Origin of the sequence: Streptomyces sp. NBC_00490 (assembly GCF_036013645.1) — a bacterium.
GTDB classification, from domain to species: domain Bacteria; phylum Actinomycetota; class Actinomycetes; order Streptomycetales; family Streptomycetaceae; genus Streptomyces; species Streptomyces canus_F.
In genome coordinates this window covers 3112212-3127766 of the sequence record NZ_CP107869.1, presented here as the reverse complement: position 1 = coordinate 3127766, position 15555 = coordinate 3112212, and the positions used below count along the sequence as shown (strand labels likewise).

The window sequence follows — 15555 nt, the reverse complement described above, 5'->3', positions numbered from 1 at the left end:
TCGGCGCTAACCTCGACCGATGACCGACTCCCCGGACGGCATCCCCTCGGTTCCGCTGGACCCCGACATGTTCTCCCCTGTCTGCCCTTCCTCCGTGATGCCCTTCCGGGTCGGGGAGAAGTGGACCGGTATGGTCATCCGCTGTCTCGAAGGGGGCCCGCGCCGCTTCAACGAACTCCGGGTCCCGCTCAGGGCCGTCACCCCCAAGGTCCTCGCCGAGACCCTGCGCGCGATGGAACGCGACGGCCTCCTCACCCGCACCGCGTACGAAGAGAACCCACCCCGCGTCGAATACGCCCTCACTCCTCTCGGCCGCACCCTGGTCCCGCTGCTCGACGCCGCCCGCGCCTGGAGCGAGACCCACCTCCCGCAGCTGCTCGCCGCCCGCCGGCTCCATGAGCGGGACGCGTCCTGACCCGTCGGCTGACGCATCATGGGCCGTGTGCGACTCGAAGCGATCACCTGGGAGCGGCTCGGCGACGTGCTGGCCGACCGTCTGCTCGACCTGAAGCCGGCCGACGACAGTCCCTGGCCGCGTGTCGCCTTCGACGGCGCTCCCGCGGCCCGCCCGCAGGATCTCGCCGAGCGCGTCTCCGAGGCGCTGCGGATACGCGGCCGCCCTTCGCTCGTCGTCGGTACCCAGGGCTTTCTGCGTCCCGCCTCGCTCCGCCTGGAGTACGGCCGCCAGGACGTGGAGGCCTACTACGACGGCTGGGTCGACACCGGTGCCCTGTGGCGCGAGGTCTTCGGCCCCCTCGAACCGGGCGGCGACGGCCGCGTCCTGCCCGACCTGTGGGACCCCGACACCGACCGCGCCACCCGCAGCCCCTATGTCCGGCTTCCGCCCGGCGGTGTCCTGCTGATGCACGGTCCCCTCCTGCTGCGGCACTGGTTCCCCTTCGATCTGTCCGTCCACGTCCTCCTCTCCCCGGCCGCCCTGCGCCGCCGCACCCCCGAAGCCGACCAGTGGACCCTGGAGGCCTTCGAGCGCTACGCGGACGAGACCGACCCCGCCGGCACCGCCGACGTCCTGGTGAGGGCCGACGACCCCCGGCACCCGGCATGGGGCGGTTGATCCGGGGCGGTTGACCCGGCACTTCCGGCCGTTCTCCAGAGGAGATCCACTCAACCCCTTTTGTATGCGCGTGCATCTAACTAGGGTGGGTGCCATGACGACCTCTCTGAGCGATCACCTCTCTTTCGACGACTCCGTCCGCGCCCTCCTCGACGGCAAGAACTTCGCCAGCGTCGCCACCCTCGGCCCCGACGGCTCCCCGCAGAACTCGGTCGTCTGGATCAAACGCGAGGGCGACACCGTCCTCTTCTCCTCCGTCGACCACCGGCAGAAGGTCCGCAACCTCCGCCGCGACCCCCGGATCAGCGTCTCGGTCTACGACCTCGCCAACCCCTACACCTCGGTCGAGATCCGCGGCACCGCCGAGATCCTCCCGGACCCGGACAAGCAGCTCCCGCACGACCTCTCGCACAAATACCTCGGCATCGACCCGCCCGCCGAGAACGAGGACGAGGCCCGCGTGATCATCCGCATCCTGCCGCGGAAGATCGTCGGATTCTCGGCCTGAGCGGCTCCCCCGGCTTCCGGGTGCGGGGTCCCGGCGGCGCGGCGAGAATGTAGGGCGCCGGGACCAGCGGTGCGCCCCGCGCCGCGCCGGCCGCCCGGCACCGGGAGGTACTTCATGACCACCGCCGGAGACATCATGCACCGCGGCGCCCAGTGGATCCCCGCCCACGAGACCCTGGACCGCGCCGCCCAGCTGATGCGTGAGCTCAACGTCGGAGCCCTGCCCATCAGCGACGAGAACGAACGGCTCTGCGGCATCCTCACCGACCGCGACATCGTCATCGGCTGTGTGGCCGTGGGACACGACCCGGCCAAGGTCACGGCCGGTGAGATGGCCCAGGGCACCCCGCGCTGGATCGAGGCGGGCGCCGACGTCGGCGATGTGCTCCGCGAGATGCAGGACCACCAGATCCGCCGGCTCCCCGTCATCGAGAACAAGCGCCTGGTCGGCATGATCAGCGAGGCCGACCTGGCCCAGCACCTGACGGAGGACCAGATCCACACCTGGGCGGAGAGCGTCTACGCGAAGAGCCCGATGCACTGATCCGCGTGACGCGGTCGGGGGTGGGCGCGGTTGGGGGTGGGTGCGGTCGGGGGTGGGTGATAGTGCGCCCGCCCCCGACGGACGGAGTCCGCCCCGTCCACCCCGGCTTCCTCTCGCCCGCCCCCGGTCCCTTCTCCGCCCCCGCTTCTTCCTCGGCTTCAGAGCCAGCCGTTGCGCCGGAAGCCGCGGTACAGCGTCAGACACGCGACGGCTATCACGCCGAGGACCAGGGGATAGCCGAACGCCCAGCGCAGTTCCGGCATGTGCTCGAAGTTCATGCCGTACACCCCGCAGACCATCGTCGGCACGGCGACGATCGCGGCCCAGGACGTGATCTTCCGCATGTCCTCGTTCTGCGCGACCGAGACCTGGGCGAGGTGTGCCTGAAGGATCGAGTTGAGCAGTTCGTCGAAGGCGGCGATCTGGTCCTTGGCGCGCAGCAGGTGGTCGGACACATCGCGGAAGTAGGCCTGTATCTCCGGGGCGACCGCCCGTATCGGCCGGGTGGAGAGCTCCTCGATGGGCCGGGTCAGCGGGACCACGGCCCGCTTCAGCTCCAGGAGTTCGCGCTTGAGCTGGTAGATGCGCCCCGGGTCGAGCCGTGCGCCGTTCTCGGAGAAGACGTCCGACTCCACCTGGTCGAGGTCGGCCTGCACCAGGTCGGTGACGTGCAGATAGTCGTCGACCACATGGTCCGCGATCGCGTGCAGCACCGCGGCGGGGCCCTTGGCGAGCTGTTGCGGGTCGGCCTCCAGCTCCTCGCGCAGCGGGCCCAGCGAGCCGTGCATGCCGTGGCGGACCGTGATCACGAAGTCCTCGCCGACGAACACCATGATCTCGCCGGTGTTCACCACCTCGCTCGTCGCCGTGAGTTCCTCGTGCTCGACGTAGCAGACCGTCTTGAACACCGCGAACAGCACGTCGTCGTACCGCTCCAGTTTCGGCCGCTGATGTGCCTCGATCGCGTCCTCGACCGCCAGCGGATGGAGTTCGAAGAGTTCCGCGATGCCCGCGAACTCCTGGTCCGTCGGTTCGTGGAGACCGAGCCAGACGAAACCGTCGCCGTGCTTGCGCACCAGCTCCACGGCGTCGACCAGATCGCTGCCGCCCTGGACGCGTCCGCCGTCCCGGTACGTCACGCAGTTCACCACGGAGGAACCCAGAGGGGATCGGGCCGGGTGGCTCAGGTCGACGCGTCGGCGCCGCCGCGCCAGCCGCGCCACCTTGCGGAGGCCGCCGACCCCGCTGAGGCTCGTGACCTTCCGCAGATTCCCTGCCATGGACATCTGGATCTCCTAGCGTGGATCCCCGCTCACCGCATCTCTGCGCCCTGGCCGGCCAGTCTGCCAGCTCGGGGTGAAAGGCGTGCAAGCCTGTGGGAGCAGGATGTTCCGCTTTGTTCCCGCCTGTGGATGACGGGCTTCGGCCGCTGTGACGGTGGGGCGGGGGCCGTTGGTTCCGGCGTGCGCCGTCGTACGGTGGCGGCGGGGCGCCGGAGCGTCGACCCGCAGGGACACGACAGGCAAATGGGATGATCGCGACATGATGCGAACCGACGGGTATCTCCTCGACAACCAACAGGCCGAGGCCGCAGAGCGCTTCGCCGCCTTCGCCGCCCTCTTCGACCCCACGACGTTCCGCCACCTCGAGTCGTTCGGCATCGGACCCGGTTGGCGCTGCTGGGAGGTCGGCGCGGGCGGCACGTCCGTGGTGTCCTGGCTGGCCAAGAAGGTCGGCCCGACCGGACGGGTCGTCGCGACCGACATCGACACCTCGCAGCTCGCCCCGGCCGCCCGCCCGCCGGTCGAGGTCCGGGTCCACGACGTGGGCACGGAGCAGGCGCCGGGGGAGGGCTTCGACCTCGTCCACGCCCGGCTCGTCCTCGTCCATGTGCCCGACCGGGAACGGGCGTTGCGCTCGATGGCAGAGTCCCTGCGGCCCGGCGGCCGCCTCCTGATCGAGGACGCCGACCCCGCACTCCAGCCCCTGACCTGCCCCGACGACCACGGCCCCGCCGAGCAGTTGGCGAACCGTCTGCGCCAGGGCTTCCGCCGACTGCTCGCCGACCGCGGCGCCGACCTCTCCTACGGCCGCCGCCTGCCGCGCCTGCTCCGCGAGGCGGGCCTGCACCGCGTGGAGGCCGACGCGTACTTCCCGCTCAGCTCACCCGCCTGCGCGGCCCTGGAGTCCGCCACGATCCGCCAGATCCGCGACCAACTCGTCACCGCGGGCCTCGCCACGGACGACGACATCGACCAGCACCTGGCAAACGTCGCGGCGGGCGGCATGGACCTGGCCACGGCGCCGATGATCTCGGCGTGGGGTCGCAAGGCGTAGGGCGAGGCGGGAATCGGCGTTGCGGGAGGGGCCGGAAGCCGGGAGCCGGGAGCCGCGGCCCTTTCGGCTGACGGCGCTCGGAAACGGTCGGCGACAGGCAGCGGCGGGTCGGGCGCCGACAGGGGCGAGTGACGGGCAGTGGAGGGCGGCACCGCTCGGGTCCGTCCGGGAGCCGGGCAGCGGGCGGCGCCGATCTGGTCGGGGAGCCGACGCGAAGGTGCCCACGACGCCGGCCCACCACGGGCCACCGCCCGGTGCCCTGAAGGGATCGGCGGTCCGCTCGGGTCCGGGAGCCGGCGTGAAGCGGCCTACGGCGCCGGTCCGTGACGGGCCACCGCCCGGTGCCCTGAAGGGATCGGCGGTCCGCTCTGGTCGGGGAGCCGGCGTGAAGCGGCCTACGGCGCCGGTCCGTGACGGGCTACCGCCCGGTGCCCTGAAGGGGTCGGCGGTCCGCTCGGGTCCGGGAGCCGGCGTGAAGCGGCCTACGGCGCCGGTCCGTGACGGGCCACCGCCCGGCGCCCCGAAGGGATCGGCTGTCCGCTCTGGTCCGCGAGCCGGTGCGAAGCGCCCCACGGCGCCGACCCACCAAGGGCCACCGCCCCAGCACCATGAGGGGTCGATGGTCCGCTCTGGTCGGGGAGCCGGCGTGAAGCGGCCCACGGCGCCGATCCACCACCGGCCACCTTCCCGGCGCCATGAGGGGTCGATGGTCCGCTCTGGTCGGGGAGCCGGCGTGAAGCGGCCCACGGCGCCGGTTCACCACCGGCCACCCCCCGCCGCCCTGAGGGATCGGCGGTCCGCTCCGCACGAGCCGCCGCCCCGCCGGCCGACGTCAGTCGGTCACGGTTGGCGGTCTGCCGCCCAGCCGCTCGACCGCTATCGCCCCCGCCCGGCACCCCTCCCGCGCCGCCTCCTCGGGCTCGGCGCCCGTGAGGAGAGCGGCGAGGAACGCGCCCGTGAACGCGTCGCCCGCGCCCGTGGTGTCCCTGGGTGTCGCCGGTACGGCCGATACCTGGGCGAGCACCTGACCCGAGCGGGCCACCAGCGCACCGTCCGCTCCCTGTTTGGCGACCACCAGCGGGACGTGACGGCTCAGCTTGGCCGCCGCGTCCGCCGGGTCGGGCAGCCCCGTCAGGAGCCGCGCCTCGTCACGGCTGGGCAGCAGGACGTCGATCCCCTCCACCAGCGCCAGGAAACGGTCGACGCCGAGTTCCACGAGGAACCCCGTCGACGCCGGGTCCAGGCTCACCGGCACACCACGCGCGCGTGCGGCGGACAGGGCCACTTCCACCAGCGCGCGGCTCGGCTCCGAGAACAGCAGATAGCCCGACAGATGCAGGCGGGCCACCCCGTCGAGCAGCGCGTCCGACCAGTCGTCCGGCTCGAACCGCAGGGCCGCACCGCTGTCCGTGAGGAACGTCCGCTCGGCCGCGGCGCCCGTGTCGACGAGGCAGATCACCGTCCCGGTCGGCGCCTGCGTATCGACGACGAGTCGGGGTCGTACCCCGGCGGCCACCAGCTCCCGCTCGTGCCATGCGGCCGCGTCCGCGCCCACCCGCCCGAGCAGCCGTACCTCGACGCCGCCCCGACGGGCAGCCCAGCAGGCCACGTTGGCCCCCGCGCCGCCCGGCAGCGTCCGGATCGCCGCGGCCGTGTCGGTGCTCGGCGCGAGTGGCCCCCGATGTCGGGCCACGATGTCGGTGACGACATCACCGACGACCAACAGCGCACCACCCGGCACCGGTTCGGCCCCGGAGCCGTCCGCCGCGACCGTCACGCCCCGGCCCAGGCCGCCGCGATCCGCCCCGCCAGCCGGACGTTGCCCCGCACCGCCGCCAGATTGGCGCTCAGGGAGGCGCCGTCGGTGTGCTGTACGAGGTAGGAGAGGAGGAACGGCGTGACCCCTTGACCGGTGACCCCCGCCTCCTCGGCGTCCCGCAACGCGTCCGCGAGCACGCGCGCGTGGAGCTCGGGGTCCAACTGCTCCGCCTCGGGGACCGGGTTGGCGAGGATCAGCGCCGACCCGGGTCCGTCCAGGACGTCCTGAGCCCGCATCACCTCCGCCACCTGCTGCGGGGAGTCCAGCGTCCAGTCCACCGGATGTCCCGAATCGGACAGGTAGAAGCCGGGGAAGCGGTCCGTGCCGTACCCGGCCACCGCCACGCCCAGGGTCTCCAGGCGCTGCAGGGTCGCCGGCACGTCGAGGATCGACTTCACGCCCGCGCAGACCACCGTGATCCGCGTGCGCGCCAGCAGCCCCAGGTCCGCCGACTCGTCCTGCGTCACCGTCCACTCCCGGTGCACCCCGCCGAGCCCGCCGGTCGCGAACACCCGCACACCCGCCAGCGCCGCCAGCTGTGCCGTCGCCGACACCGTGGTCGCCCCGCTGGCCCCGGCGGCCACCGCGAGGGGCAGGTCACGATGGCCCAGCTTGCGGATCCCGTCCTCGTTGGCCACCCGCTCCAACTGCTGCTTGTCCAGGCCGACATGGGGCCTTCCGTCCAGCACCGCGATCGTCGCGGGTACGGCACCCTCCTGCCGTACGACGTCCTCCAGCTCCAGCGCCACCTGCAGGTTCCGCGGCCGCGGCAACCCGTGGGCGATGATCGTGGACTCGAGGGCCACCACGGGTCGACGCGCGTCGACCGCCTCGCGCACTTCCTCCGACAACACCAGCACCACGCGCCTGCCTCCTGTCGATGGGTCCTCCCTGATCTCTGGCGGGCGGCGCACCCGGCCAAACCCTTGCGGGCTGTGGGGGAGGACATCAGCCTGGGGACATGACGGACAACGCCATACGTCTCGACCATGTCGTCCTCTGGGTGCACGACCCGGTGGCGTCGGCCGACTTCTACGAGAAGGCGGTCGGTATGGAACCACTGAGGATCACCGACTACGCCGCGGGAGCGGTGTCCTTCCCCTCCGTACGACTCAATGACGAGACCATCTTCGACCTGATGCCGCTCACCATGACGGAACGCATGACGATGCTCCCCGGCGCCACCGAGAGCTCGGGCCATCCCGTCAACCACGTCTGTCTGGCCCTGCCCGGCGACGACTTCCAGGCACTCCGCGTCCGCCTGGAGGAACGGTCGGTCCCCGTCTCGGACTTCTCCCACGACTCCTTCGGCGCCCGTGGCATGGCCCGCCGCAGCTTCTACTTCCGCGACCCCGACGGGAACGTCTTCGAGGCCCGCCACTACGAGTAGCGGGGCGCGGTGCGTCCTCATCGCCCCCTCAGAACAGTGGTTCAGAACAGCGGTTCCGGAAGTACCCCTTCCAGGGCGAGCAGCTTCCGCTTGGTCTCCAGACCGCCCCCGAAACCGCCGATGCCGCCGTCGCGCTCGACGACCCGGTGGCAGGGCACGACCACCGGCAGCGGATTGGCGCCCATCGCCGCCCCCACGGCCTGGGCCGCCCCCGGCTGGCCGACCCGTCCGGCCAGGTCCCCGTATCCCACGACACTGCCGAACGGCACCCCGGACGCCAGCTCGCGCAGCACCTCACGGTTGAAGCCGGAGATCAGCGACCAGTCCAGCGGCAGCTCGAAGTCGTGCCGCGCCCCCGCGAAGTACGCCTCCACCTGGCGTATCGGCTCCGCCAGCAGCGGGGAGCCGGGTGCTTCCACGGGCTCGGTGCCCAGCCGGGACGCCAGCCGGTCGAGCGCGCGCTCGCGCACCGCCTCGGTGGCGTGGAACACGACGTTGACCAGACCCTCGCGGGTCGCGGCCAGCAGCAGCGGACCGATGTCGGTGCCCACCACGGCCCACACGACCTGCTGCTCGGACTGCCCATGGCTGTTCATGCGACCCACCGTACGACCCGCCACTGACAACGCCCGGGTTGCGGCCGGGGGACGGCGGCTCCCCGGGCGGGGCGGCTCTCAGGGCGCTCCCACCGCGTCCCGCACCACATCCGGCGTGTTCGTGATGATGCCGTCGACGCCGTACCTCGCGACCCGCCTCGCGGTGGCGGCGTCGTTCACGGTCCAGGTGAAGACCTCCAGCGGCTTGCCGTGCGGCCCCGTGAACGCCTGGACGGCGGAGACGTACCCGGTGGAGATGGTGCTGTGCGACGGGTTGATCTGGTCGGTGAACTGCGCGTAACCGGGCAGGTCCGCCACGTTCGGCGTGCCGAGCAGACCGGTCCTGACGTCGGGCTTCAGCTTGTGGACGGTGCGCACGGCGTCCGCGCTGAAGCTCTGCACGATCAGCTTGGACCGGTGCGGCCGGTCGAGCCAGCTCTCGTTGGCGAGGACCTTGAGGGTCTGCTGCTCGATGCCCGGGTAGAGCTCGGGGTTCTTGATCTCCAGCAGCAGTTTCTGGTGGTTGCGGTCGACGCGGCGCACGTACTGCTCCAGGGTCGGCACGCGCGCGCCCGCGTAGGCGGGGCCGAACCAGCTTCCCGCGTCGAGGCGCGCGATCTCGGCCGCCGTGAAGTCCTTCACCTTCCAGGGCGCCCGGTCGGGGAAGACCTCCTCGACGTCGGTGGTGCGCCGCAGGTTGTCGTCGTGGACGACGACGAGCTGGCCGTCCCGGGTGCGCTGGACGTCGTTCTCGACCCAGCGGATGCCCAGCCCGGCTGCCTTGTCGATAGCGGCCAGGGTGTTCTCGGGGGCGTAGGCGGACGCGCCCCGGTGGGCGATGACCGTCGGCGGTTCGCCGACCTCGACGGCGCGGACGTCGGAGGCGGGGAGCAGGAGAGTGGCAGTCCCCAGGAGCGCGGAGGTCGTGGCGGCAACTGAGCGCGCGTGCATGCTGACTCCTTGCGGCGAGCGATCACGGACAGCTCAACTGTGACAGCAGAGGGTCAACAGCAGGGGGGTACAGAATGGCCACAGATTGAATGGGGCTGCCCAACTCCGCTCACTGGTGCCGCACAACTGCGGCAGGGACGTGTTTCTTTGCCGGAAAATCGTTCGACCATTCCGGTGGGAGTCATACTCTCTGCCTCGGCCCTGACCGCTCGGGCGGTCCTGGGAGGGGGCGTATTTCAGCACATTCGGGGACGTAAGAGGGCGGGAAGGACACCGCGCATGCAAGGCACGGTCGACGGATTCAGCTACGGACTCGTCACACCGCTGGTGGCCTACCTCATGGCTTGCCTGGGAGGTGCCCTCGGTCTGCGCTGCACCACCCGGTCCATGCTCGTCTCGAACTCCTGGAGACCCGGCTGGCTGGCCCTCGGATCCGCGGCCATCGGTTCCGGCATCTGGACCATGCACTTCGTCGCCATGATGGGCTTCACGGTCAAGGGCGCGCCTATCCACTACGACAAGCCGACGACCTTCGCGAGTCTGGGCGTCGCCATCGTCATGGTGGGCGTCGGGATCTTCATAGTCGGCTACCGGGGCGCGAGCGGAACGGCCCTGTTCACCGGCGGCACCATCACCGGCCTCGGGGTCGCCTCCATGCACTATCTCGGCATGGCCGGAATGCGGTTCAACGGAAAGCTGGAATACAACACGCTCACCGTGGCCGCCTCCGTCGTCATAGCCATGTGCGCCGCCACCGCGGCCCTGTGGGCGGCCGGCCAGGTCAGAGGCTTCCTGTGGAGTGTCGGCGCGAGTCTCGTCATGGGGCTCGCCGTCAGCGGCATGCACTACACCGGCATGGCGGCCCTCAGCGTCCACCTGCACGGCGCCGGCGGCACTCCCTCCTCGGGCGACTCGCCCGCCGAGCTGCTCGCGCCCATGATGGTCGGCCCGCTGGCCTTTCTGCTGATAGCCGGCGTCGTCGTGATGTTCGACCCGCTGATGGTCATGGGCAAACCCGAGTGGACCCCCACCGAGAACAAACCCGGTATCCCGGCCCACGCCGACACCCCGCACCCCCCGCGCGGTGCCGCGATCCGCCCCCGCCGAGGCGTTGGCCACCGCAGCTCCCGCACCCCGCAGAACCGCTGATCGGACCGCGTTGTCAGTGGGGGGTCGTACGGTGGACTCCATGCGGCCCGTTTCCCACATCGAACGTACGGTGGCGCCTTTCGAGGTCGTCAGTCCCTACCAGCCCAGCGGTGACCAGCCGGCGGCCATCGCCGACCTGGCCAAGCGCATCGAGGCCGGTGAGAAGGACGTGGTCCTCCTCGGTGCGACCGGCACCGGCAAGTCCGCCACCACCGCGTGGATGATCGAGAAGCTCCAGCGGCCCACCCTGGTGATGGCCCCGAACAAGACCCTGGCCGCCCAGCTGGCGAACGAGTTCCGGGAGCTGTTGCCGAACAACGCGGTCGAGTACTTCGTCTCGTACTACGACTACTACCAGCCCGAGGCCTACGTCCCGCAGTCGGACACCTACATCGAGAAGGACTCCTCGATCAACGAGGAGGTCGAGCGCCTGCGCCACTCCGCGACCAACTCGCTGCTCACCCGCCGTGACGTCATCGTGGTCGCCTCGGTCTCCTGCATCTACGGCCTCGGCACCCCGCAGGAGTACGTGGACCGCATGGTCCCCCTCAGGGTCGGCGACGAGATCGACCGCGACCAGCTGCTGCGCCGCTTCGTGGACATCCAGTACACGCGCAACGACCTGGCCTTCAGCCGCGGCACCTTCCGCGTCCGCGGCGACACCATCGAGATCTTCCCGGTGTACGAGGAACTCGCCGTCCGCATCGAGATGTTCGGTGACGAGATCGAGGCCCTGTCCACCCTCCACCCGCTCACCGGCGAGATCATCAGCGACGACCAACACCTGTACGTCTTCCCGGCCTCCCACTACGTCGCCGGCCCCGAGCGTCTGGAGCGGGCCGCCAACGACATCGAGAAGGAGCTGGGCGAGCGCCTCACCGAGCTGGAGAAGCAGGGCAAGCTCCTGGAGGCCCAGCGTCTGCGGATGCGAACGACGTACGACCTCGAGATGCTCCGCCAGATCGGCTCCTGCTCCGGCGTCGAGAACTACTCGATGCACTTCGACGGCCGCGAGCCCGGCTCCCCGCCGAACACCCTGCTGGACTACTTCCCGGACGACTTCCTGCTCGTCATCGACGAGTCGCATGTCACGGTCCCGCAGATCGGCGCCATGTACGAGGGCGACGCGTCCCGCAAGCGCACCCTCGTCGACCACGGCTTCCGGCTGCCCTCCGCCCTCGACAACCGCCCCCTGAAGTGGGAGGAGTTCCAGGAGCGGATCGGACAGACCGTCTACCTGTCCGCGACACCGGGCAACTACGAGCTCTCCCGCGGGGACGGCGTCGTCGAGCAGATCATCCGCCCGACGGGCCTCATCGACCCGGAGGTCGTGGTCAAGCCCACCGAGGGCCAGATCGACGACCTGGTGCACGAGATTCGCAAGCGCACCGAGAAGGACGAGCGTGTCCTGGTCACCACGCTCACCAAGAAGATGTCCGAGGACCTCACCGACTACTTCCTGGAGCTCGGCATCCAGGTCCGCTACCTGCACAGCGACGTCGACACCCTGCGCCGCGTCGAACTGCTGCGGGAGCTGCGCTCCGGCGAGTACGACGTCCTGGTCGGCATCAACCTCCTGCGCGAGGGCCTCGACCTTCCCGAGGTGTCCCTGGTGGCCATCCTCGACGCCGACAAGGAGGGCTTCCTGCGCTCCGGCACCTCCCTGATCCAGACCATCGGCCGCGCGGCGCGCAATGTCTCCGGTCAGGTCCACATGTACGCCGACAAGATCACCCCGGCGATGGCGAAGGCCATCGACGAGACCAACCGGCGCCGGGAGAAGCAGGTCGCGTACAACACGGCGCACGGCATCGACCCCCAGCCGCTCCGCAAGAAGATCAACGACATCGTGGCGCAGATCGCTCGCGAGGACATCGACACCGAGCAGCTGCTCGGCTCCGGGTACCGCAAGCAGAAGGACGGCAAGGCCGCCAAGGCCCCCGTGCCCTCTCTCGGCGGCAAGGCGGCCAAGGTCGCCAAGGGCAAGGCCAAGGAGACCGTGCCCACCGACCGGCCCGCTGCCGAGCTCGCGGGGCAGATCGAGGAGATGACCGAGCGCATGCGCGCCGCCGCCGCCGACCTCCAGTTCGAGATCGCGGCCCGGCTGCGCGACGAGGTCTCCGAGATGAAGAAGGAACTGCGTCAGATGAGGGAGGCCGGCCTGGCCTGACGGGCGCCCCGCTCCCTCTCCCGCCCCCGCCGCGAACGCGCTGTGTTGCAAGACCGACACAAAGTGCGGACCTGGGTAGCGGCACTGTCAGTGCCACTGCGTAGGGTTCTGGTCAACCGCGGAGCCCGCGGTAACAGGGGACAGTTCGAGAGGGGAATCAGCGCGTGACCGTCAACATGACCAAGGGTCAGGCCATCAGTCTGCAGAAGAACGATGGCGGCAGCCTGACTTCGGTGCGCATGGGTCTCGGCTGGCAGGCGGCTCCCCGTCGCGGCCTGTTCGGCTCGCGCACCCGGGAGATCGACCTCGACGCCTCCGCTGTCCTGTTCGCGGACAAGCAGCCGGTCGACGTCGTCTTCTTCCGCCACCTGGTGAGCGACGACGGCTCGGTGCGCCACACCGGCGACAACCTCGTCGGCGGTGTCGGCCAGGGTGGCGACGACGAGGCGATCCTCGTCGACCTGGCGCGCATCCCGGTCCACATCGACCAGATCGTCTTCACCGTGAACTCCTTCACGGGCCAGACCTTCCAGGAGGTGCAGAACGCGTTCTGCCGCCTGGTCGACGAGACCAACGGCCAGGAGCTGGCCCGCTACACGCTCGCGGGCGGTGGCGCCTACACGGCCCAGATCATGGCGAAGGTGCACCGCACCGGCCCCGGCTGGACGATGACGGCCCTGGGTACCCCGGCCAACGGCCGTACCTTCCAGGACCTGATGCCGACGATCCTGCCGCACCTGTAAGCCGCGCGAGCGGTACCCGACACCGAACAGCGACACAGGGGGACGAAGGCATGACGGCCGAGCTGGTGCGGGGGCAGAACCACCCGCTCTCCCAGGCCCGTCTCGAGATCCGGGTCTCGGCCGACAAGCCGATCGTGGCCGGAGCCGCGTTGAGCGACGAGCACGGCAAGGTCCACGGCGCGGAGTGGGTGGCCCACCCGGGCACACCCACCCTGCCGGGCCTGGAGGTCTCGCGGCAGGCAGCCGCCGACCACCGCCTCGCGGTGGACCTCGGCGCCATGCCGGAGGCGGTGCACCGGATCAGTGTGCTGCTCGCCCTGCCCACGGGAGTGGCGGGCCCGGTCCGCTTCGGCGGCCTGGCCGCTCCCTTCGTCGCGGTCACCGGCCTCGACGGCAGCGAGGTCGCCAGCTACACCATCACCGGCCTGGAGGCGGAGTCCGCCGTCGTCGCCCTGGAGCTCTACCGCCGCCAGGGCGCCTGGAAGGTGCGCGCCGTCGGCCAGGGATACGCCGGCGGCCTCGCCGAACTCCTGGCGGACCAGGGCATGCCGGAGGCCCACACACTCGCCGGCAGCATCAACGAGGCCGTGGTCCAGGGCCTGGCCCGCTCCGTACCGGCCCCGCCGCGCACCGCCGACGGCGACCGCACCCGGCAGACGGCCGCCCCGGCACCCGGCCCGGACCAGGGGAGTACGGCATCTCAGGGCGCCGTGCAGCCTCCGACCTCGCCCTACGGCGCCCAGGGGCCCGACCGGCCCACCTCGCCCTACGGCGCGCAGGGCGCCCAGCAGGGCTCCACGGACCCCTCCGCGGCCACCCAGCCGTCCACGCCCACCGCGGGCGGCCCGGTCGACTACAGCCACCCGAGCCGGCAGACCACCGCACCGCCGCCGCCCCCGCCGACCGCGCCCCCGGCTCAGCCCGGGCAGCCGCAGCAGCCCGTCGCGGGGGACGCGACCGGCTGGTCCATGGACGAGCGGCTCTACAACCAGGTGTGGGGCATGTTCGAGGACCTGGCCCGCAGCATGGCCGCGTACCGCAGCGCCGTCGACTTCGCCGAGTCGCGCAGGGAGAAGGAGCTCGACCAGGTCCTGTCCGACCCGCGCAGCCGGATCGGGGGCCAGGGCGACGCGGCGCGCGAGGCGGCCCGCGCCAAGCACGCCCAGCTCGTCGACCAGGCCCAGGCGGTCCTGGACCGCGACCTCGCCCAGCTCGCCGCCGAGGCCGATGTCGTGGAACCCGCACTGCCGCCGGCGTACGCCCGCTGGGACAACCCCGTCTGGCACGGCTACCGGGTGCCGATGGAGATCCCCATGGCCCTGCGCCTGGGCGATCTCCACCTTCCCGAGGCCCCGCAGGTGAGCATCCCGATGCTGGTCAGGCTGCCGCTGGAGCGCGGACTGTGGATCGACAGCGGACGGGCCGGCACGATCGACGGCTCGTACACCGACTCCCACGAAGTGAAGCGTCTGGCCATGGACACCGCGGTGGCGGTCGCGGCGCGGCTGCTCGCCGTCTATCCCGCGCGCGAGTTCACCGTGCACGTCATCGACCCGGCGGGCTCGGGCGGACAGGCGCTGGTGCCGCTGGTGCAGAGCGGCGTGCTCGCGGCCCCGCCCGCCGTCGGCGCGGCGGGTGTGGCGGACGTGCTGGCCCGGCTCACCCAACGGGTCGACCTGGTGCAGATGGCGGTGCGCGGCGGCGCGCCCGACGCGCTTCCGCCCGGTTTCGACACCGCCGAGCAGCTCCTGATCGTCAACGACTTCCCGCACGGCTTCGACGACCGCGCCGTGACCCAGCTGCGCTACCTCGCCGACGAGGGCCCGGCGGTCGGTGTCCATCTGATGATGGTCGCGGACCGCGAGGAGGCCTCCGGGTACGGTCCGCTGCTCGACCCGCTGTGGCGTTCGCTGATGCGACTCACGCCGGTTCCCGACGACCATCTCGCCGACCCGTGGGTGGGGCATGCCTGGACGTACGAGCCCTCGCTCGTGCCGGCGGGCAGCCAGGTGCTCCAGCAGGTGCTCCAACTGGTGGCGGCGGCTCGTACCAAGTACACGTAAAGTCTCCTGACCAGGGACTTTGACCTTTCTTTTGCTAACCGCTTTACCTTTCCTTGGTGATTGGGGTACCGTTTTCCTCACGGAGGGGAGTACTCCCTGTCGATGCGGCGTACCCGTCAATACGGATCGGATCCGATCCCGGGGCGTCGGCCCACCTTGGGTGGAAGAGACCTCCGGCAGCGCGACGACGCTGGTTATTTGCCGTTACGTA

Annotated in this window: 15 protein-coding genes; 10 read left to right on the top strand and 5 right to left on the bottom strand. The window is 71.0% G+C overall.

Annotated features, from left to right (window positions below; genetic code table 11):
* Positions 1-19: 19 nt before the first annotated feature.
* The 4 genes from OG381_RS14095 to OG381_RS14080 all read left to right on the top strand — a co-directional run bounded on the left by OG381_RS14095 (position 20) and on the right by OG381_RS14080 (position 2126).
* On the top strand, positions 20-415 hold the full coding sequence (locus OG381_RS14095) for a winged helix-turn-helix transcriptional regulator (RefSeq protein WP_327716451.1): 396 nt from the start codon (positions 20-22) through the stop codon (positions 413-415).
* Positions 416-433: 18 nt separating this feature from the next.
* Entirely contained in the window at positions 434-1075 is a 642-nt protein-coding gene (locus tag OG381_RS14090) for a uridine kinase (protein ID WP_327716450.1), read from the top strand.
* 94 nt (positions 1076-1169) lie between these two features.
* A complete protein-coding gene (locus OG381_RS14085; RefSeq protein WP_327716449.1) occupies positions 1170-1583 on the top strand; it encodes a PPOX class F420-dependent oxidoreductase in 414 nt (137 codons plus the stop codon).
* Positions 1584-1697: 114 nt separating this feature from the next.
* Positions 1698-2126, top strand: a complete 429-nt coding sequence (locus OG381_RS14080) for a CBS domain-containing protein (RefSeq protein ID WP_327716448.1) — start codon at positions 1698-1700, stop codon at positions 2124-2126.
* A 158-nt stretch (positions 2127-2284) separates the two neighbouring features.
* Here OG381_RS14080 and corA read toward each other — a convergent pair whose 3' ends face one another.
* The gene (gene corA, locus OG381_RS14075; RefSeq protein ID WP_327716447.1) at positions 2285-3412 is read right to left on the bottom strand and encodes a magnesium/cobalt transporter CorA; all 1128 of its coding nucleotides are present in this window, start codon (positions 3410-3412) and stop codon (positions 2285-2287) included.
* Between the two features lie 256 nt (positions 3413-3668).
* Here corA and OG381_RS14070 point away from each other — a divergent pair, with 256 nt between their 5' ends.
* A complete protein-coding gene (locus OG381_RS14070; RefSeq protein ID WP_327716446.1) occupies positions 3669-4463 on the top strand; it encodes a methyltransferase domain-containing protein in 795 nt (264 codons plus the stop codon).
* 832 nt (positions 4464-5295) lie between these two features.
* On the opposite strand, the gene OG381_RS14065 is transcribed toward OG381_RS14070, so the two are convergent.
* Entirely contained in the window at positions 5296-6240 is a 945-nt protein-coding gene (locus OG381_RS14065; RefSeq protein WP_327716445.1) for a carbohydrate kinase family protein, read from the bottom strand.
* Complete coding sequence (locus tag OG381_RS14060) at positions 6237-7145, bottom strand: pseudouridine-5'-phosphate glycosidase (protein WP_327716444.1); 909 nt, start codon at positions 7143-7145, stop codon at positions 6237-6239. Before OG381_RS14060 ends, OG381_RS14065 begins: the two co-directional genes overlap by 4 nt.
* Positions 7146-7243: 98 nt before the next feature.
* Here OG381_RS14060 and OG381_RS14055 point away from each other — a divergent pair, with 98 nt between their 5' ends.
* The gene (locus OG381_RS14055; protein WP_327716443.1) at positions 7244-7672 is read left to right on the top strand and encodes a VOC family protein; all 429 of its coding nucleotides are present in this window, start codon (positions 7244-7246) and stop codon (positions 7670-7672) included.
* A gap of 41 nt (positions 7673-7713) precedes the next feature.
* Here OG381_RS14055 and OG381_RS14050 read toward each other — a convergent pair whose 3' ends face one another.
* Together OG381_RS14050 and OG381_RS14045 are read right to left on the bottom strand one after the other, a co-directional pair.
* Positions 7714-8268 (bottom strand): methylated-DNA--[protein]-cysteine S-methyltransferase, encoded by a 555-nt coding sequence (locus OG381_RS14050; protein WP_327716442.1) that lies wholly within the window; start codon positions 8266-8268, stop codon positions 7714-7716.
* A 78-nt stretch (positions 8269-8346) separates the two neighbouring features.
* Positions 8347-9219, bottom strand: coding sequence for a glycerophosphodiester phosphodiesterase (locus tag OG381_RS14045; RefSeq protein ID WP_327716441.1), 873 nt, complete (start codon positions 9217-9219; stop codon positions 8347-8349).
* 279 nt (positions 9220-9498) lie between these two features.
* Here OG381_RS14045 and OG381_RS14040 point away from each other — a divergent pair, with 279 nt between their 5' ends.
* The 4 genes from OG381_RS14040 (at position 9499) to OG381_RS14025 (ending at position 15344) form a co-directional block, all read left to right on the top strand.
* Positions 9499-10368, top strand: coding sequence for an MHYT domain-containing protein (locus OG381_RS14040; RefSeq protein ID WP_327716440.1), 870 nt, complete (start codon positions 9499-9501; stop codon positions 10366-10368).
* Between the two features lie 40 nt (positions 10369-10408).
* A complete protein-coding gene (gene uvrB, locus OG381_RS14035) occupies positions 10409-12538 on the top strand; it encodes an excinuclease ABC subunit UvrB (protein WP_327716439.1) in 2130 nt (709 codons plus the stop codon).
* 164 nt (positions 12539-12702) lie between these two features.
* The gene (locus OG381_RS14030) at positions 12703-13281 is read left to right on the top strand and encodes a TerD family protein (RefSeq protein ID WP_327716438.1); all 579 of its coding nucleotides are present in this window, start codon (positions 12703-12705) and stop codon (positions 13279-13281) included.
* Positions 13282-13331: 50 nt separating this feature from the next.
* Positions 13332-15344 carry a TerD family protein gene (locus OG381_RS14025; RefSeq protein ID WP_327716437.1) on the top strand — a complete coding sequence of 671 codons (2013 nt, stop codon included), beginning with the start codon at positions 13332-13334 and terminating at the stop codon, positions 15342-15344.
* Positions 15345-15555 lie beyond the last annotated feature (211 nt).